Source organism: Lachnoclostridium phytofermentans ISDg, from assembly GCF_000018685.1.
Classification (GTDB): domain Bacteria; phylum Bacillota; class Clostridia; order Lachnospirales; family Lachnospiraceae; genus Lachnoclostridium; species Lachnoclostridium phytofermentans.
On sequence record NC_010001.1, the window covers coordinates 1,633,002 to 1,654,055 of the forward strand.

18 protein-coding genes are annotated in these 21,054 nt (G+C 35.2%); 13 read left to right on the forward strand and 5 right to left on the reverse strand.

Translation table 11 applies throughout. The features are described 5' to 3' along the window. The first annotated feature begins 165 nt into the window (after positions 1-165). The 5 genes from CPHY_RS06835 (at position 166) to CPHY_RS20685 (ending at position 8,229) form a co-directional block, all read left to right on the forward strand. Complete coding sequence (locus tag CPHY_RS06835; protein WP_012199336.1) at positions 166-945, forward strand: GNAT family N-acetyltransferase; 780 nt, start codon at positions 166-168, stop codon at positions 943-945. Positions 946-958: 13 nt separating this feature from the next. Next, complete coding sequence (locus CPHY_RS06840; RefSeq protein ID WP_012199337.1) at positions 959-1,879, forward strand: alpha/beta hydrolase; 921 nt, start codon at positions 959-961, stop codon at positions 1,877-1,879. 112 nt (positions 1,880-1,991) lie between these two features. Then, a complete protein-coding gene (locus CPHY_RS06845) occupies positions 1,992-2,726 on the forward strand; it encodes a tRNA threonylcarbamoyladenosine dehydratase (protein ID WP_012199338.1) in 735 nt (244 codons plus the stop codon). Positions 2,727-3,788: 1,062 nt separating this feature from the next. After that, positions 3,789-7,046 (forward strand): CARDB domain-containing protein, encoded by a 3,258-nt coding sequence (locus CPHY_RS06850; RefSeq protein WP_012199339.1) that lies wholly within the window; start codon positions 3,789-3,791, stop codon positions 7,044-7,046. Positions 7,047-7,548: 502 nt separating this feature from the next. After that, a complete protein-coding gene (locus tag CPHY_RS20685; RefSeq protein ID WP_012199340.1) occupies positions 7,549-8,229 on the forward strand; it encodes a vitamin B12 dependent methionine synthase activation region in 681 nt (226 codons plus the stop codon). 178 nt (positions 8,230-8,407) lie between these two features. Here CPHY_RS20685 and CPHY_RS06860 read toward each other — a convergent pair whose 3' ends face one another. Together CPHY_RS06860 and CPHY_RS06865 are read right to left on the reverse strand one after the other, a co-directional pair. Further along, positions 8,408-9,100 carry a lysoplasmalogenase gene (locus CPHY_RS06860; RefSeq protein WP_012199341.1) on the reverse strand — a complete coding sequence of 231 codons (693 nt, stop codon included), beginning with the start codon at positions 9,098-9,100 and terminating at the stop codon, positions 8,408-8,410. A gap of 145 nt (positions 9,101-9,245) precedes the next feature. After that, on the reverse strand, positions 9,246-9,689 hold the full coding sequence (locus CPHY_RS06865; RefSeq protein WP_012199342.1) for a DUF523 domain-containing protein: 444 nt from the start codon (positions 9,687-9,689) through the stop codon (positions 9,246-9,248). Positions 9,690-10,000: 311 nt separating this feature from the next. On the opposite strand from CPHY_RS06865, the gene CPHY_RS20690 reads away from it, so the two are divergent. Beyond that, positions 10,001-10,705 carry a M48 family metallopeptidase gene (locus tag CPHY_RS20690; RefSeq protein ID WP_012199343.1) on the forward strand — a complete coding sequence of 235 codons (705 nt, stop codon included), beginning with the start codon at positions 10,001-10,003 and terminating at the stop codon, positions 10,703-10,705. A gap of 113 nt (positions 10,706-10,818) precedes the next feature. Next, positions 10,819-11,517, forward strand: a complete 699-nt coding sequence (locus CPHY_RS06875) for a FadR/GntR family transcriptional regulator (RefSeq protein WP_012199344.1) — start codon at positions 10,819-10,821, stop codon at positions 11,515-11,517. Between the two features lie 440 nt (positions 11,518-11,957). Here CPHY_RS06875 and CPHY_RS06880 read toward each other — a convergent pair whose 3' ends face one another. Further along, the gene (locus CPHY_RS06880; protein ID WP_012198596.1) at positions 11,958-13,133 is read right to left on the reverse strand and encodes an ISL3 family transposase; all 1,176 of its coding nucleotides are present in this window, start codon (positions 13,131-13,133) and stop codon (positions 11,958-11,960) included. Positions 13,134-13,351: 218 nt separating this feature from the next. Between CPHY_RS06880 and CPHY_RS06885 the strand changes: the two genes are divergently transcribed. Genes CPHY_RS06885 through CPHY_RS06895 form a run of 3 tightly spaced genes read left to right on the forward strand, consistent with a single transcriptional unit; the run spans position 13,352 to position 16,762 of the window. Continuing rightward, the gene (locus tag CPHY_RS06885; protein ID WP_012199345.1) at positions 13,352-14,140 is read left to right on the forward strand and encodes an electron transfer flavoprotein subunit beta/FixA family protein; all 789 of its coding nucleotides are present in this window, start codon (positions 13,352-13,354) and stop codon (positions 14,138-14,140) included. 13 nt (positions 14,141-14,153) lie between these two features. Then, positions 14,154-15,359 (forward strand): electron transfer flavoprotein subunit alpha/FixB family protein, encoded by a 1,206-nt coding sequence (locus tag CPHY_RS06890; RefSeq protein WP_012199346.1) that lies wholly within the window; start codon positions 14,154-14,156, stop codon positions 15,357-15,359. Between the two features lie 2 nt (positions 15,360-15,361). After that, positions 15,362-16,762, forward strand: coding sequence for an FAD-binding oxidoreductase (locus tag CPHY_RS06895; protein ID WP_041703312.1), 1,401 nt, complete (start codon positions 15,362-15,364; stop codon positions 16,760-16,762). A gap of 97 nt (positions 16,763-16,859) precedes the next feature. Here CPHY_RS06895 and CPHY_RS06900 read toward each other — a convergent pair whose 3' ends face one another. Both CPHY_RS06900 and CPHY_RS06905 read right to left on the reverse strand, forming a co-directional pair. Continuing rightward, complete coding sequence (locus CPHY_RS06900; RefSeq protein ID WP_049762467.1) at positions 16,860-18,149, reverse strand: MATE family efflux transporter; 1,290 nt, start codon at positions 18,147-18,149, stop codon at positions 16,860-16,862. A 124-nt stretch (positions 18,150-18,273) separates the two neighbouring features. Next, positions 18,274-18,744, reverse strand: coding sequence for a hypothetical protein (locus tag CPHY_RS06905; RefSeq protein ID WP_012199349.1), 471 nt, complete (start codon positions 18,742-18,744; stop codon positions 18,274-18,276). 496 nt (positions 18,745-19,240) lie between these two features. Here CPHY_RS06905 and CPHY_RS06910 point away from each other — a divergent pair, with 496 nt between their 5' ends. The 3 genes from CPHY_RS06910 (at position 19,241) to coaD (ending at position 21,053) form a co-directional block, all read left to right on the forward strand. After that, complete coding sequence (locus CPHY_RS06910) at positions 19,241-19,441, forward strand: alpha/beta-type small acid-soluble spore protein (RefSeq protein ID WP_012199350.1); 201 nt, start codon at positions 19,241-19,243, stop codon at positions 19,439-19,441. Positions 19,442-19,970: 529 nt separating this feature from the next. Further along, positions 19,971-20,528: a 16S rRNA (guanine(966)-N(2))-methyltransferase RsmD gene (rsmD, locus tag CPHY_RS06915; protein ID WP_012199351.1), complete on the forward strand. Its 558-nt coding sequence runs from the start codon at positions 19,971-19,973 to the stop codon at positions 20,526-20,528. Positions 20,529-20,561: 33 nt separating this feature from the next. After that, positions 20,562-21,053, forward strand: a complete 492-nt coding sequence (gene coaD / locus CPHY_RS06920; RefSeq protein ID WP_012199352.1) for a pantetheine-phosphate adenylyltransferase — start codon at positions 20,562-20,564, stop codon at positions 21,051-21,053. Position 21,054: the final 1 nt, after the last annotated feature.

Genomic DNA, 21,054 nt, shown 5'->3' on the forward strand with positions numbered 1-21,054 from the left:
GGCGTTATAAGACATCGCCCAAGAAATTCTAAAACTTCACGTCCTACTATGCAGTTTTCCGTCATAGATTGCTAGTAAAGTGAAATGTTTGGACATTTGTTAATAATATTAGAAGGGGGAAGGAGCTTTAGATAGGAATGTCTAAGTTGGCTCCTTTTTTATACTATGTATCAGTTAGAAGAAAAAGATATCAATTTAATTAGACCATTTTATGAAAAGTCTACCGATTCAACCATCTACGCATGCTTAGATGGATATATGGGAAAAGCTTTTGTGGATGATAAAGAATCAACGCAGCACACAATTATACTGCAGGGGGATTTTGTATTTCCTTCCAATTTAGGAGCGTTTCATGAAGAAACAGCGGGGAGGATGATAGAAGATTTGCTAACCTACAAGGACAAATATAATATGTTAATTGTTCCTCAAACTACGGAATGGAAAAAGTTCTTTAAAGATAGTGATAAATTTTCCACCATTACTCGATATCATTTACAAAGTCCATCCTTTGAACAATTTGATCCGTTGAAACTAGAGGAGTATTGTAATGGTTTATCAAAGGAATTTACCTTTCGTAGAATCGATGAAACATTATATGAAAAAGTAATGTCAGAAGATTGGTCCAGAGATTTTTGTAGTAATTTTTCCTCTGTAGATGATTTTTTACAACATGGAATTGGCATCCTTGTAATGAAAGGAGAAGAAATATGTTGTGGAGCCTCCTCCTATACGGCATATCGCAAAGGCATTGAAATCGAAATCGTAACAGAAAAAGATTATAGAAATCTTGGACTTGCTACCGCTTGTGGAGCAAAATTAATACAAACTTGTATAAATGAAGGGAAGTTACCTCACTGGGATGCAGCAAATGAAACTTCAGTGCGTCTAGCAATGCGCTTAGGTTATGACTATGTAGGGCCTTACGATACGTACTGCTTTAAGTAGGAGGGATAGACTTATGGTAATCGGAATAAGTGTCGTAGTTTTACTTTTACTCCTAGCAACCTATCAGTTATCTAACGTAATATTAAAACCAAGGGTGAAAACACCGGAGGACATCTTTAAACAGGAAGTAGAGAATGGAAGAATAGTACCGGATATTTATGAAAGTATGGAGAAAACAAAGGTACAGATACCAAGTCGCTACGGATATACTTTATCCGCTGTAGTATTAGAGAATGAATTTACAAAACGTGTTGAAAATAAACATAAAGTTGCGGTATTATGTCATGGATATACTTATGGGAAACTTGGTGCCATCGTCTATGCTCAGATTCTTATGGAGCTTGGGTTTACTGCTATTATTTATGATCATAGGAATCACGGTGAGAGTGGTAAAAAATACACAACCATGGGATACTATGAAAAGTATGATTTAGAAACAGTAGTTGATTGGTGTTTTGTAAATTTCGGAAGAGACATTCGAATTGTAACTCATGGTGAGTCTATGGGTGCAGCCACGGTACTAGATTATCTAAATATCGAAGGCAATGTTGCATTAACGATTGCGGATTGTGGATATTCCGATTTAAGAACTTTGTTACAACATCAGATGAAGACTGTATTTCATATACCGCACGTTATTTTTATGCCATTTGCTATTCTTTGTTTAAGGCTTCGTGCTGGTTTTTATATCAAGGATGTTTCACCAATGGATGGAGTTAAAAAAAGCAAAAACCCTATCTTATTTATACATGGAGATAAAGATACTTATGTACCTTATCAGATGTCAATCCAGATGTTTGAGGAATGTAAGGCACCAAAGAAATTATATTTAGCAAAAGGTGCGATTCATGCAAATTCTGTAGTCGTAGACTACGAACAATATAAGCGCGTTGTCAGAGATTTTATTAATAAGTATTACGATAGTGGGTATTAAAAAGTAAGAAGAGATATAAGAGGAGTGTGAAAAAACACAAGTATTTTTACACAAGAATTGTTTTGCAATTCACTCTACCAATATTGTGTCTGCGACCCAAAGTGTGCAGGTTATGGAAAGGTACGGTTATTTTTATATGGAAAATCAATTTGAAAGAAGCGCATTTATCATTGGGGAAGAAGGGGTAGAAAAACTCCAGCAATCTCATGTAGCAGTATTTGGCGTAGGTGGTGTTGGAGGTTATGTGGTGGAGGCTCTCGTTCGTAGTGGGATTGGAGAGATTACTATTGTAGATAACGATACAATTTGTTTGTCAAATATTAACCGACAGATTATAGCAACTCATGATACCGTAGGTCAATACAAAGTTGATGTAATGGAAAAGCGTATTAAGTCCATTAATCCAAATGCGATTATACATTCGTATCGTAGCTTTTTTCTACCAGAGACTGCAGAGGAGTTTGATTTTGCTTCTTATAATTATGTTGTAGACGCAATCGATACAGTAGCAGGAAAACTTTCTCTTGTAGAGAAAGCTCAAGCAGTGGGGACTCCTATTATGTGTAGTATGGGAGCGGGAAATAAATTAGACCCTACCAAGTTTGAAGTTGCGGATATCTACAAAACTTCTATTTGTCCTCTTGCCAAAGTGATGCGTTATGAGTGTAAGAAGAGAGGAATCAAGAAATTAAAGGTTGTATATTCAAAGGAATTACCTATTACACCAGTAATGCAACCACAAGAACAAACACAAAGACGCTCGACACCAGGAAGTATCGCGTTTGTTCCATCGGCAGCAGGATTAATTATTGCTTCCACAGTTGTAAGAGATTTGTTAGGAAAGTAATAATAAGTTTGAGCTTTAAATTTAGCTTTTCTAAATTAGTATAGAAACGATTTTGAAGGAGGGGTTATTTGACCCTCCTTCTTATTTTTGCACTTTTCCAAAGGTATAGATTTCCTGACTGAAAAAGTCAATTTATCATTTACTAACAGGCTTGTTATTTCATTAAATGATTGATTTTCATATTTCTCTATCATCTTACACCTCACTTCCGATAAATTTAATTGGTTAGGTGTTATCATAATGTATTTAACATCTGATTTCAAGAAAATTAACAGATATTTACTACATAAACATAGGTGGTGTGTTTCTTTCTATTGCATTCAGATGATACCTTAAATCATCGAACTCCACATGGATTCATATTATCTCAAGAATTAAATATCTCATAAAAGAATAAAGTCTTTACAGCTAGTCTAACTATCTCAACAGGTTTACGTATGGAGTAGCCCGGAATCATCATTTACAAAATGATTAACGTATCATTTCACGATATGCAAAAATAACAAAGATATTTTATAATTGCTATACCATTTGTATAAAAATGTAAATTCATCTGGATTTTGATAAAAGAGTATGCTATAATGTATAAAAGAAAGTAAAAAATTACCAATGCGTAGTGCAGTTAGCATAAAATAATAGAAATAGAAATAGAAATAGAAATAGATAGTGGTTAGAAAGATAGAATGATCTATTAATAGTTTAACGTTAAACTATTAACTAACCTATAATAATTAACTTAAATAAAAGGATTATTTCTTCCTACATTCATTAGTAAGATAATTTTAATTGAACAATATAGAGTTTAACGTTAAACCATGAGAGATATTTAATGCAGCGTGCTAGTTTATTCTTACTATAAATTTAAATTAAAAATAAGGGAGGAGGTTGGAGTATTTTATTAAGGGTTATATCAACAATAGAAAAATGTAAAAAAGGGCTACAAAAGAATGGGAGGAACGTACGCTTAAACAAAAAAGGTTCTATGCTTTTAAATAACGAAAGAAGGGAAAATTTTGTTTTTGATTTGAAGAGTTAAGTTAAATTAAGAAGGGAGAAAAAACAATGAAGAAAAAAGTAAGTAAAATTCTAGCGATGCTTCTTACAATTATGTTAATAGTGCAAACAGCTACTACATTTGTAATGGCGAAAGAAATTACATCCAATGCAACAGTTTATATTAAAAATGCTACCACAGGTTCTTATCTTTATGCTTCTGGTTCTAGTGTAAATGCTGGAGGTTTTCAAGAGAAAAACCCATATTACATATGGAGTATAACTAAGAAAACGGACGGTACTTTTTGGATTCAAAACATGGGAACAAACTCGTATTTATGTTTAGAACATGCGAGCGGAAAAGCACTATTAGAGACTACAATATACGAAGTATGGATGAGTAGTAAATGGTACATCGAAGGTAATGCGGATTCTTCTACAATTGATAATATGTGGAAGAGCACAAGAAGTAGTGGAACTGGTGGTTATTTATATACAAACAGTGGAAATTCAGATGTATTCTACGGAACAACAGCGCAACGATGGATTTTTGAAGACTACAGTTCAACTTCCAATATTCCAGAGGATGGTGTTAAAGGTAAATTAACAAATAAAGTTGCAGCAGATGCAATCGTAGTTCCTGCTCCAAACAGCGATGTTTCAAGCATTGGTGCCACGATGCCATATGTACGTTATGATTCCGAATATGCAGTATTAGGTGGTGGCGCAAGGCTTGCAACCTCAACGAATTGGGATTTAACGAATATTGCTAGCCAGGCATCCAATCAATCTTATGTCGTTCTTCCATCGAGCGGTTCTTATGCGGAATGGAGAGTAAATTCTTCTGGTAATGGTGTTGTTATGAGATTTACCTTACCGGATACTCCGAACGGAATGGGACAAAATGGTTCCTTAGACGTATATGTGAATGGCTCCAAAGTAAAAACAGTTAATTTAACCTCGTATTATATGTGGCAATATTTAAATGGTGGTGCAAGTGATACCCCAGGTGGTGGCACTGCATGTTTCGCATTTGATGAAGCACATTTTCGGTTAGATAGATCCTTAGTTCCGGGAGATACAATCCGAATTCAAAGTTCAGGAGCTTATGGTCTTACTTATGGAGTTGATTTCTTAGAAATAGAGGAAACGGGAGGTCCAATACCTCAACCAGCTGGTTCTTATTCCGTAGTAGATTTTGGCGCTGTACCAGACGATGGTATTGATGATTATGCAGCAATTACTGCTTGTGTTGCTGCAGCAAATGCGAATGGCAAAGATGTTTACTTCCCAGCAGGAACCTATCACATCAATCAAATATGGCGTTTAACGGCGTCTAATATGATGATTACTGGTGCTGGAATGTGGTATACCAACATTCAATTTACTAATTCAGCACAGCAGTCTGGTGGTATTTCTGGAAATGGTGATGGTAACACAAAGAATATTGAATTCTGTAATTTGTACATCAACTCCAATCTTCGTTCCCGTTATGGTGAAAATGCAATCTATAAAGGGTTCATGGATGTATTTGATGGTAAATCCTTGTTCCATGATTTGTGGGTAGAGCATTTTGAATGTGGATTCTGGATTGCAGACTATAATGGTGTCTTAGATTACTCAGATGGAATTAAAATTGCAAATTGCCGTATTCGAAACAATCTTGCAGATGGTGTGAACTTCTGTCAAGGAACAAGTAATGCAACAGTGTATAATTGCTCTATCCGAAACAATGGGGATGACGGCCTTGCGATGTGGAATAACAATTTCATGTCAGCGAAGGACTTAAGTAATAATATATTCTGTTATAATACGATTGATTTAAATTGGCGTGCTGGCGGCATAGCAATTTATGGTGGAAACAATCATAAAATTTATAACAATTATATTAGAGACTGTTTTATGTCTTCTGGTATTCATTTAAATACTACATTTCCTGGATATAAGTTTAATAACACACAAAGTATCCAATTTGCTAACAACACAATTATCCGAAGTGGTTGTAGTTATGATACTTGGAGAAGTGAGTATGGCGCAGTTGATTTAACCGGTTCTGTGAAAAACGTAACATTTGATAATACTTATATTTACGATGCACAACATGACGGAATACGTCTTGGAGATAGTGTTAACAATGTTGTTTTCAACAATCTTTATATTTATGGTACTGGTGTTGATGGTAACACCCCGTCCTACTCCTCCTTACCACATCTAGGGGCAGCAATCATGTCCTTTGGAGGAAATCCTTCTGTCACTATTAACGGTATGCATTTAAGAAAGATTGCCTATCTAGATGTTTATTATCTTAACCAGGCAAATGTTGTTCGTAATAATGTGACTAACGAAGGGAATGTGGCATATACGATACCGGCTTATCGTGCAGTTGGTTCCTTACAAACGGATCATGGTAACCATGGTCAGGTACCAACAATTATACCAACAGCTACGCCAACAGCAACACCAATACCAACAGCAAGTCCAAGTGTAACACCGACTCCAACAGCTACACCATCACCAACAGTAACGCCAACACCTTCTGTTCCATATGGTAATCCAGATATGATTGTTACAGATATTACGTGGTCACCAGCAAATCCAACCAATGGCAATCAAGTTACTTTTAGTGCAGTTATTAAAAATATAGGAACTGGGGTAGCGCCACTTGGATCAATTAATGGAGTTCAATTTCAAGTAAATGGTACTAGTGTTTCTTGGTCAGATAATGACAAAACTCAGATTCAACCAGGTCAATCCATTACAGTAACAGCCGTAAGTGGGCCTTCTGGCTCTGCAACATGGGCAGCGAAGACAGGTACCTATACCATTACTGCATGGGTAAACGATGTTAATCGTTATCCTGAGTCTAATACCAATAATAATATGTTAACAAAACCACTTACTGTAACAGAAGGAGCGGTACAACCAACGGTTACACCGACACCTACCCCAACGGGGCAACCTTATGGTAATCCAGATATGGTTGTAACGGATATTACTTGGTCTCCAGCAAGCCCAGTAAGCGGGAATAAGATCACATTTAGTGCAGTTATTAAGAATCAAGGAACCGGAGTAGCTCCAGTAGGGGCAATCAACGGATTACAATTCCAAGTGAATGGTACCTGTGTTTCTTGGTCCGATAACAATACAACTCAGATAATGCCAGGACAGTCAGTGACGGTAACAGCAAATAGTGGTCCAGCTGGCAGTCCAACCTATACTGCTACGGCAGGTACCTTTAATGTTATGGCTTGGGTCAATGATATTAATCGGTATCCAGAATCCAATACAGATAATAACACTTTGACGAAAACGATGACAGTACGTTAGTGTAGAAGTATGTTAATATAGTAATACATTAGCATAAAAGTACGTTAGTATGGAAATACATTAGCATAAAGTACGTTAATATAGAAATACATTAGCATAAAAGTACGTTAGTATGGAAATGCATTAATACAAAAGTACGTTAGTTTATAAGTTTGACTAATCATAACGCATCTCCGTATAAATTGGAAAGTGACAAACGGCATTCATATTAATGTCCGTTTGTCGCTTATTCTTAACAATGAGAAGCTCAATGCGTGATTTTCCTTGTTTTATATAAAACTTATTTAAGGACATACTTTTCTTAGAAACATAAAATTCTGAGTAATATCGATTCTGTGAAATAAACCCCGTCTCACATCTTTATCCATTATGAATTAGATATTGACATTATGCTAAAACCATAATAACTTATCAATAATAGCATATAAGATACTTAACTTTATTAAATTGTATCAGAAAGGTGAGCTCAAACTACCTGGTGAGAGTCTTAGGAAAAGGATTGATGAAAAAAGATAAATCTTTGCTAAATCGAAATGAGATTATTCGGTACCTTGGGTATCGTAATCAGGAACCGGATGAGATTATGTTAGAAGAAATAAAAATTTGTGAAGACGAGTTTTATAAAGTCATGGACCCGAAATTTCATTATGAAGTGTTTGATCTAAAAAGAGAAGGTGGGAGATTAATGCTTTCTGATGAAAGCTTTGAATTTATTGGCGAAAATATTAAAAAGCATCTATCTGGATGTGAAAAGGTGGCATTTAGTTGTGCAACCTTATCTGAGGGTGTTGATGAATTAATAGATCAGGCACAAAAAGAAGATATGTTAATGGCATTTATTTATGATGCCATTGCAAACGCTGTGGTGGAAGAAGTACGAGCGAAAGCAGAGTTTTCTGTTGCTAATGATTATCCAGATTATTTTTGCAATTGGCAATATGGAATTGGGTATGGTGATTTACCACTTTCTTTACAGCCATTGTTTTTAAATCGCATCAATGCAAAGGAAACGATAGGTCTAACGTGTAATGATCGTTGTTTATTAGTCCCTTTAAAGTCAGTAACAGGATTCATCGGTTTATCAAAAAAAGAGCAAAAGAATAATGGATGTAATCAAAGAAGTTGCCTCACTTGCAATAACCAAGAACGATGTATCTATCGAAAAAATGACATGGAATACTAAGCTCCATGTCATTTATGAATTTATATTATTTTTTCTTGTGAACTGAGGTAAACCTGATTACCCCAAGCCTTGTTACCTACTCATATAAAAGTGCTAAAAATATTGGTTATATTAAATAACTTATAGTATATCAAACTTAAGAAATCTTTTTGAAAAGTTTACCTATGACCTAATATTTTTAATACAAATATGCTGCAAGATAAATAGTAAGCGCAAGAAGCAATTGCCCGGAAAAATAATAAAGTATAGCTACAGTATCGGAAAGGCTAGTTTCTTTATATAAAGTGTTTCTTGCAAGAAGGATATCGCTAACGACAAGTAAAACCGAAGCTAAGGCTAGAGGGTATCCTAATATGCCAAAGGTGAATGGCAGTGTTAATCCTAGTGAAAGAGAGGTAAATATGGTAAGCCCATAGATACAATACAAATACTTTTCTTTTCCCAGTCGCGCACTAAAGCGATAGAAGTAGCAAAGTGCTATGCCAGCAAAGATTGAAATCATGGGGATACAAATTATAGGAAATCCCCCAAGCTCAATAAAGTATACGATATAAGCAATATGACCAAGAAAAAAGAGAACTCCTCCAATGTAAGCTTGAATCCCTAGTAGTACATCAGCAAATAAACATATTGTTAGTCCAACAAGTACAGAGCGGCTAAAAAATAATGCTGGTAGATTATCCATTACATCTGTAGACATTGCCTTCCAATAACCTATATACGATAGAACTACTGCAATTAATGTAGTTGCACCTTTAACAGCCAGTCTAAGTTTTTTATTTCTACCACTTCTTTTTAAAGAAAGATAGCATGGCATGAGTATAAAAATCATGAGAAAGATACCAAACATCGAGATAATGATAGCTTGCATCGGTAAACCTCCCTTCAAATACCTATTGATATATGTATATAGGATACAACATGTCAGAATACGTATTTTCGATAAAGGTTTGGATGATGGATAAATTCTTAGTCTCTAAGTAATTTGATAAATAGAGATAGGTTTGATTTTATTCTTAGTCTCTAAGTAATTTGATAAATTCAGTAAGTTTTGATTCTCCAATTACAGTGATTCCATGCTCCGCTAATAAATTAGCGGTAATTCCGTTACCATCTATTAGGGAATCGGTAAAGCTTCCATCGTATATTGTACCGTAACCGCAGGAAGGACTACGTTCCTTTAAAATAGCATAAGTACATTGATAAAGTTTTGCAAGTTTTAAGGATTCAAAAGCCCCTGCTTCAAATTGTTCTGTGACATCGATACCAGTTTTACTCATAACTCTTTGGTTTTGTATTTCAGAAGCTGGTCGAGGGGTGGGAAGCCCACCTAATTGTTCTGGACAAATTGGTATCAGATGATGATGCTCTTGTAGTTTGAGTAAATCCTCTTGTAATTTCCCCTCTCCGTTGTATCGACAATTCACTCCGAGCAAACAAGCACTCACTAATATGTTCATATGTTAACTCCTTTTCTACTAAATAAATTAGTTGTTATTTAATACTTTTAAAATCTATTGCAAAAACAATTGCTAATAGTACTACAATATCGGAAACTAGGAACAGGTTCCGATAATCAGAATGACGGTGCAAAAACCGCACCTTTTATCAGAAGTTTATAAAGCAAACTTCTGATAAGCCATATGACATTATAGCAATTTTTCGCCGAATAAGATACTTTCTTTTGCACTTCAAAAAGATATGTGTTAACATTGAGAAAGAGAAAATTGTTTTCTATGTTATGTTACATAGAGTAGAAAGGATAGTATATATGCTGTCGACCAATCTGCAATATCAAATTGTGTATAGTAAACGAAGAACCGTTGGAATTGAGGTAAGTCCAGATGGAACGGTTACTGTCCGTGCGCCATTACGGATGCCCAAAAAAGATATTGAACAGATTATAATGTCAAAACTTGACTGGATAGAACAAAAGAGAATGATGTTCCATAAAAAAGCAGAGAAGGCAAATCGTGTTTTAAATACGGATTATGCCGAAGGAAGTCTTATGCCATATCGTGGAGAACGTTATCCAATCCGCCGTTCCTTTCATCAAGGTTTAAAGAAGGTAATGGTATCCTTCGATGATACAGAATTTTCAGTTCGATACGGAAATGAGGATAGTGAAAGTATCAGGCAGGCTTTTCTTGTTTGGTATAAAAAAGCGGCTAAAGAGGAATTTCTCCGTCGTGTTGAATATTATAAGGATATTATGCAGGAATCTGTCGGAACTATCCGTATAAAAGAACAAAAAAGTTGCTATGGTAGCTGTTCCTCAAAACGAAATCTAAACTTTAATTGGAAATGTATTCTTGCACCACCAGAAGTATTAGACTATATTGTTGTTCATGAATTATGTCATCTTCGCCATATGAATCACTCGAAGGCATTTTGGGCTGAGGTGGAAAATATATTACCTGACTATCCTAAAGCAAAGCGATGGTTAAAAGATAATGGAATCTTATTAGAAATATAAATCAGCATTTTTATAAGTGATGGGATAAGTCTACCCTTTTGTATAGAAGTGCCGTTGGCTTATTGATGAATTTAGATTAAAAATATTACTGTATTCAAGAGTAGGAGGAACTCATGGAAGAAAAAGAGCTACAGAAAAAGTCCTATTCCAAAGTGATAGATTATATTAAACATCAGATTATGGCTGGTCAGCTAAGAATAGGTGATAAACTTCCTGCGGAGAGAGAATTATCGGAAGCGCTGGGAGTCAGTCGTAACTCAGTACGTGAAGCTGTCCGTACGTTAGATATTATGGGGGTTATATCCAGCCAGCATGGAGCCGGTAATTATGTCCAAGGAAACTTTGAGAATAATTTAGTAGAATCCATGTCCATGATGTTCTTACTAAACCAGATTAATTATGAACAGATCAGCCAACTAAGACTTGGACTGGAAATGCAGGCTTTAATGTTATCTATAGACAACATCACAGAACCTGAGTTAAAACAAATGGAACAGATTATATCCCAACTGGAGAACGTAACGGAAGAAAACAATGTGATTCTGGATAAAAAACTGCATTACAGTATTGCTGTGGCATCGGGGAATGTATTAATTCTTAACATATTACAAGCTTTGTCCACCATAGTAGATCAGTTTATTGTGGACTTAAGAAGAGAAATATTAAGTAGTGAAGACAGCAAGGCTGGCTTATGTGAAGCCCATAAGGGAATGGTTAGGAGCCTACTGACAAAAGACAAAGAACTGGGCAGAAAATCAGTATATAAGCACTTTGCATTAATTGATGATAAGTTAAAGAATTTTGATAAGTAAGGTTTTTAGTCCTAATTACAAATGTATTGAAAGATGGAGCTTGTATTATATTCGAATTTGTGATTGTCTCAGAAAGGCTCAGGTAATTATATCTTAATTTCTGATTGACTCAGAAATGTGCAGCTAATTATATTCGAATTTCTGAATGACTCAGAAATATGCAGCTCATTATATCTCAAGTACTACTTGGATCAGAAGGAATTTCTACCTAAGTTTTATATAATATGAATAAAAGATAAAACGAAAATTTCAATAAATACTACATATTTACCCATAACTTATTGACGCATAACTAAAATAATTAGGCTCTATGTCAAGTCTTGGGGTATAATTGTTATCAATCATGCTCCATTACTGGATGTAGAGCTATTTTTATATTTGGGGCCTATAACATATATTTTTGGGCATACGAAATAAACCTCGTGCCAGTCTATTGTTATTTAGTTACAAGAGTGTAAAATACGAGTACGGAAACGTTCAAAGTTTCGAATACCATAGGAAATACGTTTAAGAACTTTTATCTTATTATTAAAACCTTCTGTTGGTCCGTTTGTAATTCCATATTTAAAAGAATTTAATATTTCTTTTCCCCAGTGACGGTATGTGGCAGCACATTTTTCAAACTCTGCTATACCAGAACTTTCTGCATTGCGAATCCATTCGTAAAACTGTGTTCTCTGAAAGGAGTACTTAGTACTTTGACAAATATCATAAAACCATTCTTTCAACATATGCGCTTTTCGTAAGTCATCATTGTAATAAAGCATCAAGTCACATGCTTTTTTGTATTCGTCTTCTAGTTTATGATAGCGTGTTAAAATCAGTTTATGGCTTCGTTTATAGTATTTTCTTAAAGAAGTAGGCATTGTTTTTTGAAGTCGCTTTCTTACATTTTCAATTGCCCAGGTGACTTGACGAATAAAATGATATTTATCAATAATTACTTGTGCATTGGGGAAATAGCTATGGGCTAAATCCACATATGGCTGCCACATATCACACACAAAATATTTTACACGATATCGCTCGCTACGGTTTATATTCCGAAAATAGGCAGATAAGTGAGGTTGTGTGCGGTCAGGAAGGATATCCATAATGGAGCGCTGCTTTGGATTAACGATGATACATTGATACTTTCCAGTCTCAGCATTGCCTTTATATTCATCAATGGATATCGCGTCTTTTAAAGAAGGGCAAGTATAATGGATTGTGTCTAGAATCCTTACAATAGTAGCGGATGAAACATTGGCTTTATTAGCAACAGATTTTAGTGAAGTAGTATCTCTTAATTCATTTACTATGTATTGAGTTAAGCGAGTAGATCTTTGCTGATAACGAGCAAGGAAAGAATACTTTTCACTAAATCTTTTTCCACAAGAACATCGATAACGTCGCTTTTTTAAAACTAGGTAACAATGCTTTAGTTGAAAGGGCAAGTCCTTGATGGATTGCCAACGGTAATCATGAATTTGCTTGGTATGGCGACCACAGCAAGGACAAGTTTGTACGCTAGCCTTTGTTTCAATAAAGATTTTTACATAGGAATCCCCATGAATTATATTTTTTACTTTTACCTCTTTTAAATTTAGTAGTTTATTGATACAATAATTATGCATTTATGCAACCTCCTGGTGATTTGTTTCGAGACTGGCACTGGGAGGTTTTTTATTATTATAAAATAAAAAACGTTGGAGTAGCGAATTAATTTCACATACCCCAACATTTATTATAGAGCCAATAATTATATAATTAGAACAACAAGTGGTACTACCAGTTAGCTACCACTTTAATTTTTGCCAAAAGTGGTAGTACCAATTTTGAAAGGAGTAGATCAGTGAATATTTTAGTTTGTATTAAACAAGTCCCTGAAACCAACAAAGTTGAAGTAGATCCCGTTACCGGTGTACTTAAAAGAAATGGTGTTAGCTCTAAGATGAATCCTTATGATTTATATGCCATTGAAACTGCACTAAGGATTCGTGAAGAAAAGGGAGGAACCATAACCGTTATAACCATGGGGCCTAATCAGGCCATGAGTATTATAAGGGAAGCTTTCTCCATGGGAGCAGATCAAGGAGCGATTATTTCAGACCGCAAATTTGGCGGAGCTGACGTATTGGCAACCAGTTATACCATATCACAAGGAATAAAAAAATTAGGTCATTTTGATTTAATTCTATGCGGTAAACAAACAACAGATGGGGATACTGCTCAAGTAGGACCTGAAGTTGCAGAATGGCTGCAGATACCAAGCGTGTCTAATGTATGTAAGATAAAAGAAATAGATGAAAGTTCTATTGTTGTGGAAATGGATATGACTGAGGATATAGAAATAGCTATAGTAGGATTTCCTTGTCTTTTGTCAGTGGATAAAGATATATTTACCCCGAGACTACCTTCCTATTTGAAAAAGCAAGCCTCTAAGGATCGTGAGATCACTGTGATTACTTTTGATGATTTGGAAGACAAGAATGAAAAACATTATGGACTAAATGGTTCACCGACACAAGTACAACGTATCTTCCCACCAGAAGTGAATACCGAGCAGGTAATATGGAAAGGCAATGGTTCGGAACTGGCAAACCAGCTTTACGAAAAACTGGAAGAATTAAAACTGGTATAGGAGGAGTGAAAACATGGCTAAGCTTATTATTAATCAAAGTAAAATTGATAATATAAAAGAATTTATAAATATCTGTCCTTTTGGTGCATTAGAAGAAGCAGAGGGAGAAGTCAGAGTAAATGCTGCCTGTAAGATGTGTAAATTGTGTGTGAAAAAAGGACCGGAAGGTGCTGCAACTTATGTGGAAGAGACTGTAGAAGCAATTGATAAATCTTTATGGAAAGGTATCGCTATTTATGTGGAACATATCGATGGGGAACATATCGATGGGGACATTCATCCTGTTACCTATGAATTAATCGGTAAAGCAAAAGAACTCGCTAAAAAGATTCATCATCCTGTATATGCCATTATGATGGGAAGTAATATAAAAGATAAATGTGAGGAACTTCTTCATTATGGCATTGATAAAATATTTGTATATGACATAAATGAGTTAGACCGTTTTAAGATAGAACCATATACGGCAGTTTTTAAAGATTTTATAGAAAATATAAAACCAACTGCTATCTTAGTAGGTGCAACTACCGTGGGACGCCAGTTAGCACCTCGCGTTGCGGCAAGACTTCGAACCGGATTAACAGCAGATTGTACTATACTGGATATGAATGAGGATACTGACCTGATACAAATTCGCCCTGCTTTTGGCGGTAACATTATGGCACAGATTCTAACTCCTAATCATAGACCTCAGATGGCAACGGTACGTTATAAAGTTATGGATGCCCCAAAGAGAGAAAAAGAGAAATCCGGTGAAATACTTTTTTGTAACATAGATTCCAAACTCTTAAAAACCAATGTGGAAGTATTGGATATCATCAAGAAAGAAAAAGAACAATTTATCGAAGGAGCCGATGTACTGGTAGTAGCAGGCCGTGGTGTGAAAAAGGAAGAAGATATTGCAATGCTTGCGGAACTTGCAGATTTATTAGGTGGCCAGCTTGCTTGTACCAGGCCAATGGCAGAATCCGGATGGATGGAAGCAAAACGACAAATCGGATTAAGCGGAAGAACAGTAAGACCAAAACTTATTATCACCTGTGGTGTGTCTGGTGCCATTCAGTTTGTGGCAGGTATGGATCACAGCGAACATATTATAGCTATTAATAAAGATGAGAAAGCACCAATCTTTAAAGTAGCAAATGATTGTTTGGTTGGAGATTTATATGAAATCATACCGGACTTAATTGAGAAATTAAAGGCAAGTAAGGGGGCTTAACTGTGAATTATAAAAGAATGAATCAAATAGATTTAATATACATACAAAGTATCATTGGAGACAAAGAAAGAGTACTCTATGGTGAAAATATAAACGAAGAATATAGCCATGATGAATTAAGCGGTACAGAAAGCTACCCAGATGTAGTGGTTAGAGTAACCTCAGCAGAAGAAATATCTGCGATTATGAAATATGCATATGATAATAATATTCCGGTAACTCCTCGTGGAGCAGGAACCGGACTGGTAGGCTCTTCTGTGGCCATGGAACATGGTATTATGTTAGAAACTGGATTAATGAATCATGTACTGGAACTGGATGAAGATAATCTTACTATCACTGTCGAGCCAGGTGTATTATTAATGGACTTGGCCGCTTACGTAGAAGAAAGAGACTTATTCTATCCTCCGGATCCAGGTGAAAAATCAGCTACCATAGGAGGTAATATCAGCACCAATGCAGGTGGAATGAGAGCGGTTAAATACGGAGTTACCAGAGATTATGTCCGTGGCCTTGAAGTGGTGTTACCTAATGGAACTATTACAACTTTTGGCGGAAAGGTTGTAAAGAATAGTACCGGTTATGCTTTAAAGGATTTAATGGTAGGCTCGGAAGGAACACTTGGAATTATAACTAAGGCCGTACTAAAATTATTACCATTGCCTCAAAAAGCCATCAGTTTATTAATACCATTTCCAAGTTTAGAACAAGCCATCAGAACCGTACCATTAATTATAAAATCAAAGTCCATTCCTACCGCCATTGAATTTATGCAACGAGAAGTAATCATGGATGCAGAAAAGTATTTGGGTAAGAAGTTCCCTGACAATTCTGCCGATGCTTATCTTTTATTAAAGTTTGATGGTAATTCCGTTGAAGAAATTGAAAAATCCTATGAAAGAGTAGCGGGGATATGCTTAGAACAGGGGGCTATAGATATTTTAATCTCTGATACGGAAGAGAGAGAAGAATCCATATGGAAAGCAAGAGGTGCATTCTTAGAGGCTATTAAAGGATCCACTACCTATATGGATGAAGTAGACGTTGTTGTACCAAGAAGCTCAGTTAATGAGATGGTAGAATACATCCATAATCTTCATGAAAAAGTAGACATTCGAATCAAAAGCTTTGGTCACGCAGGAGATGGCAACCTTCATGCCTATATCTTAAAGGATGATTTAAGTAATGAGGAGTGGGAACTAAAGATGAAAGCTGCAATGGATAACATCTATGAAAAAGCTAGGGAATTAAATGGCCAGGTTTCCGGTGAACATGGAATTGGATATGCAAAAAAATCCTATCTATTAGAATCTATGGATCCTGTAGTTGTAGAACTAATGAAAGGGATTAAGGAAGCCTTTGATCCAAAAAATATATTGAATCCACATAAAGTCTTTAAATAAATTGCTTTATCTTGCAGCCCTTTACACCTTATTAGAAAAGTCCCATGCTTCTTTAAGCATGGGACTTTCCTGTTTAGGCAGGAGATCAAGTTTCGTTTTAATTGGCCTGTTCTACATAACTGTGAAGCCAGTCAGCCTTTTTATAATAAATTAGAAACGAAATAGAACTTAGGAACCAGGTTAATGGATATGCCCAAAAGATTACCCGTATGTCTGGTATAATACGTACCATAATTGTTATGTAGGTTATGCGGATAAAACACCAACAGACAAGCATAACAAACATAGGAATAGTAGATTTCCCAGCACCTCTTAAAATACCTGCTAGACAGTGAGAGAAGGCGAGTAGACAAAAAAACAATGCTTCTGTTCTTGACTGCATAACGCCAAACTCTATGACATCCGGCTGATTATTAAAGAATCCAATGAGTACCGGTGCAAAAATCCATAGTACAATGCCGACAGTTTCGGCCAACAGTACCCCAGATAGAATTCCAAAACGGGCACCTTTTTTTACACGTTCAAATTGCTTAGCACCTAGATTTTGTCCGATAAAAGTTGTTAAAGCAACGCTGAAACTAGTAATAGGTAAAAATGCAAAGCCCTCAAGTTTTGAATAACTACCGCAACCAGCCATGGCGATAGAACCAAAATTATTAATGTTGGATTGGACAATAACATTTGCAAATCCTATCACAGAATTCTGAACCCCAGTTGGGATGCCCATTTTTAGGATTCTTGTAAGCATGTTACGTTGGATGCGTATTTTATTGATTTGTATCCGGTGCTCACCATCGACTCTCAATAGTTTAACAAATCCAAGAATAGCGCTTACAAACTGTGAGATTACAGTTGCAATAGCTGCACCACCAATACCAAATCCTAGGACAGCTACAAATAAAAGATCCAAAACAACATTGATGATTGCTGCTATAATCAGGTAGTAAAGCGGGTGCCTACTGTCGCCTACTGCCTGAAAAATACCCATGCATGCATTGTACATAACAATGCCAATACCTCCAGCAAAATATAATTGAAAATACATAATAGAATTGGGAAGTACATCCTCTGGTGTTCCCATCATTTTCAGCATCCAAGGAGATAATCCCATTCCTAATGCTGTTACAATTATTCCGGCAATAATTCCAAAAGCAATGGTGGTATGGACAGCAATAGATAAATCTTTCATGTTTTTTGCTCCAAAATAGCGAGCAATAATCACGCCAGCTCCTACAAAGATACCATTTATAAATCCTACAATTAAAAAAATCAAGCTGCCGGAAGAACTTACTGCCGCTAGTGCATCTTTTCCAAGAAAGTTCCCAACAACAAGGGAATCTACAACGTTATAAAGCTGCTGAAATAAGTTCCCCAAAAATATTGGCATGGCAAAAAATACAATTTTTTTTGAAATTTTTCCTTCTGTCAAAGTTTTATCCTTCCTGTATGTAATTACTTCAACTTTATATGATAGTTGATGTGACGAATATATGCAAGTCCATAAAATAATGCTATTTTAACCTAATCGGTATAAATGTTTCCATGTGTGCCCAGCCTTGTGCATTTATAATCTCTTTGGGAGTGATAATATGTCCCATTGAATAATGATTAGAGCGAACATCCAACTCAAAAATCTCTGAGTTTTTTATGTATTCCATAGCTTCATTATATAGCTTACCATTTGTTTCTTCGTCGCCATCTCTATAGACATAAGTCAGATAGTATCCACCTTCAAAATCAACAATCTTGTTGTCGCCATCATTCATATCATCACTTAACGCCCACCACCAAACCATACCTTGATTTTCTTCATCAAAAAACAAAAAATCTCTTGGCATAAAATTATCCCTTGCTGAGGGAGTGATTGCAGAAAAATATCTATCAAACTTCCCTAATATACCATCTTCGGAAAAATCAAAGTTCTTATCTACACCAGAAGAAGCAGCTTTAAAAGGTGGCAAAGATATAATCCTAAACTCCATAAGAATACCTTCTTTCATTTTATTTATATTTATTTTACCATATTACCCCTGATAAAGGAAACCAATCTGTGTTGTAAAAAGTGTATTTTCTACAATAATTCGTGTTATCTTTAGCATTGGTAACAATTTTTACCGGATACAGTAAGAGCAGGAGACTGATCTAGTTTTTTAAATTTTTTTTTCTTCTTTACTGGACAGATTACTATAAAGAGTTTTTCACTTTGTTCTCCACAAAATTTCAGGTATATTTTGGATTTATAAAAAGCTGTTGCTACCTATTTTATATTTTAATTTTATTAAATATTTTTGGGAAGAAAACATGATAGAAAAAATCATATCAAAAGCTGACAGATTAACTAAAACATACCAGTGTATTATAAAAATCACTGCATATACTAAGAGCGTAACAAACAACAACATTTTCTGACGAAAAAAACAGCATGGTAATACCGTAAGGTAGACAGTTTAGTCAGACCATGAAATGGAGGAGTTTATTATGAGTTCTAGAAACCGTGTAGAAGTTCCAGAGGCAAAAGAAGCATTAGATCGTTTTAAGATGGAATGTGCATCTGAAGTTGGTGTACCTTTAACTAACGGATATAACGGCAACTTAACATCTTACCAAAATGGTAGCGTAGGTGGACAGATGGTTCGTAAGATGATTAAGGCACAGGAAGAACAAATGGCAGGTAAATAGTCAAAGTACAGTACAGAAGTAATCTCTAGATAAATATTGAGTCATTCTGCTAATAGCAGTAATCTCATAATAAAGCAGCAACCGGCAAATGTCGGTTGCTGCTTTCCGTTATGTTATGTTGTTTTGTATTTATTATAGTTAGTAATATTCTTCCATTTGTGTTTATGTTTTATATTATCCTTCTCTTTGATATTGGTTATATATATTCACAATTAGCAGTTATATCGTGAACTTCTTTTAATCGTTTTAATTTTATGAAATAATGGTAAAATACATGGTGCGTTTGCACTAATCAGTGAAAAATTGATTGACATTTAGCAAGAATATACTACAATATGATTATATGCAAAATAAAGTAAGTGAATTGAGTTTTTCGATGTTTCATCGTTGAATATACAAGAATTCCTGTAGATTTAATGCATTGTGTAATATACTTAAGGTACTTTCTAGTAGATAATTTTTTTATCGAAAGATACATACTGAATGTTAAAAAAAGTAATTACAAAAAGCTGAAATTGGAGTATAATATATGAGAGTTATCGCTGGAAAAGCTAGAAGAACATTGTTAAAAACCCCAGAGGGATTAGATACTAGACCGACCACAGATCGCACGAAAGAGACATTATTTAATATTCTTCAGGGAAATTTAGCTGATAGTTGTTTTTTGGATTTGTTTAGCGGAAGTGGTGCTATCGGAATAGAAGCTCTGAGCAGAGGAGCAAGTTTTGCAGTATTTTCTGATACAAGTAAAACTGCAGTTGATTGCATAAAGGCAAATATCAAAACAACCCATATGGAGGGACAAGCTGAAGTTTTTCAAAAGGATGCAATTTCAACAATAAAGGCAATGGAAGTAGCAGGAAAGGTGTTTCAAATTATTTTTATGGATCCACCTTATAACTGTGATCATGAAAAAATAATATTAGAGATGTTAGATCATTCTAACATAATAGATGAGGATACGATAATAGTAGTAGAAGCCTCTTTAGCAACGAAATTTGATTACTTAAAGAAAAGTAGGTTTCGCGTATATAGAGAAAAAGAATATAAAACAAATAAACATGTTTTTATAGAAGTTATAGGCTAAGGAATCGTCGATCCCATAGTTTGGAGGAATTTGATGAAAATAGGGATATATCCGGGCAGCTTTGACCCAGTTACATTAGGACATTTGGACGTAATTAGGAGATCTGCTAAAATTATGGATGAATTAGTGATTGGAGTATTAGCAAACAGTTCCAAAACTCCATTATTTACAGTTGAGGAAAGAGTAAAGTTACTGGAATGTGTGGTAAAAGACATACCGAATGTAAAGGTGGTTGCTTTTGATGGTTTAACGGTAGATTTTGCGAAAAAGCTAGGCGCTAAATTTTTGATTCGTGGCTTACGTGCTATTACCGATTTTGAATACGAATTACAAATTGCTCAAACAAATCATAAATTGGATGAGGAAATAGATACAGTATTTTTTACAACGAGTGTAGAATATTCCTATTTGAGCTCTAGTATCGTTAAGGAGATAGCTAGTTATGGCGGTGACATATCGAAATTTGTCCCAAATAGTATTATTCAAGTGATATATGACAAATACAATGGAAAGAGGAGTGAATAAG

Coding starts and splice junctions, on each gene's coding strand:
- CPHY_RS06835 (WP_012199336.1), top strand. CDS start 166: ATGTATCAGTTAGAAGAAAAAGATATCAATTTAATTAGACCATTTTAT.
- CPHY_RS06840 (WP_012199337.1), top strand. CDS start 959: ATGGTAATCGGAATAAGTGTCGTAGTTTTACTTTTACTCCTAGCAACC.
- CPHY_RS06845 (WP_012199338.1), top strand. CDS start 1,992: ATGGAAAGGTACGGTTATTTTTATATGGAAAATCAATTTGAAAGAAGC.
- CPHY_RS06850 (WP_012199339.1), top strand. CDS start 3,789: ATGAAGAAAAAAGTAAGTAAAATTCTAGCGATGCTTCTTACAATTATG.
- CPHY_RS20685 (WP_012199340.1), top strand. CDS start 7,549: ATGAAAAAAGATAAATCTTTGCTAAATCGAAATGAGATTATTCGGTAC.
- CPHY_RS06860 (WP_012199341.1), bottom strand. CDS start 9,100: ATGCAAGCTATCATTATCTCGATGTTTGGTATCTTTCTCATGATTTTT.
- CPHY_RS06865 (WP_012199342.1), bottom strand. CDS start 9,689: ATGAACATATTAGTGAGTGCTTGTTTGCTCGGAGTGAATTGTCGATAC.
- CPHY_RS20690 (WP_012199343.1), top strand. CDS start 10,001: ATGCTGTCGACCAATCTGCAATATCAAATTGTGTATAGTAAACGAAGA.
- CPHY_RS06875 (WP_012199344.1), top strand. CDS start 10,819: ATGGAAGAAAAAGAGCTACAGAAAAAGTCCTATTCCAAAGTGATAGAT.
- CPHY_RS06880 (WP_012198596.1), bottom strand. CDS start 13,133: ATGCATAATTATTGTATCAATAAACTACTAAATTTAAAAGAGGTAAAA.
- CPHY_RS06890 (WP_012199346.1), top strand. CDS start 14,154: ATGGCTAAGCTTATTATTAATCAAAGTAAAATTGATAATATAAAAGAA.
- CPHY_RS06900 (WP_049762467.1), bottom strand. CDS start 18,149: ATGCCAATATTTTTGGGGAACTTATTTCAGCAGCTTTATAACGTTGTA.
- CPHY_RS06905 (WP_012199349.1), bottom strand. CDS start 18,744: ATGGAGTTTAGGATTATATCTTTGCCACCTTTTAAAGCTGCTTCTTCT.
- CPHY_RS06910 (WP_012199350.1), top strand. CDS start 19,241: ATGAGTTCTAGAAACCGTGTAGAAGTTCCAGAGGCAAAAGAAGCATTA.
- rsmD (WP_012199351.1), top strand. CDS start 19,971: ATGAGAGTTATCGCTGGAAAAGCTAGAAGAACATTGTTAAAAACCCCA.
- coaD (WP_012199352.1), top strand. CDS start 20,562: ATGAAAATAGGGATATATCCGGGCAGCTTTGACCCAGTTACATTAGGA.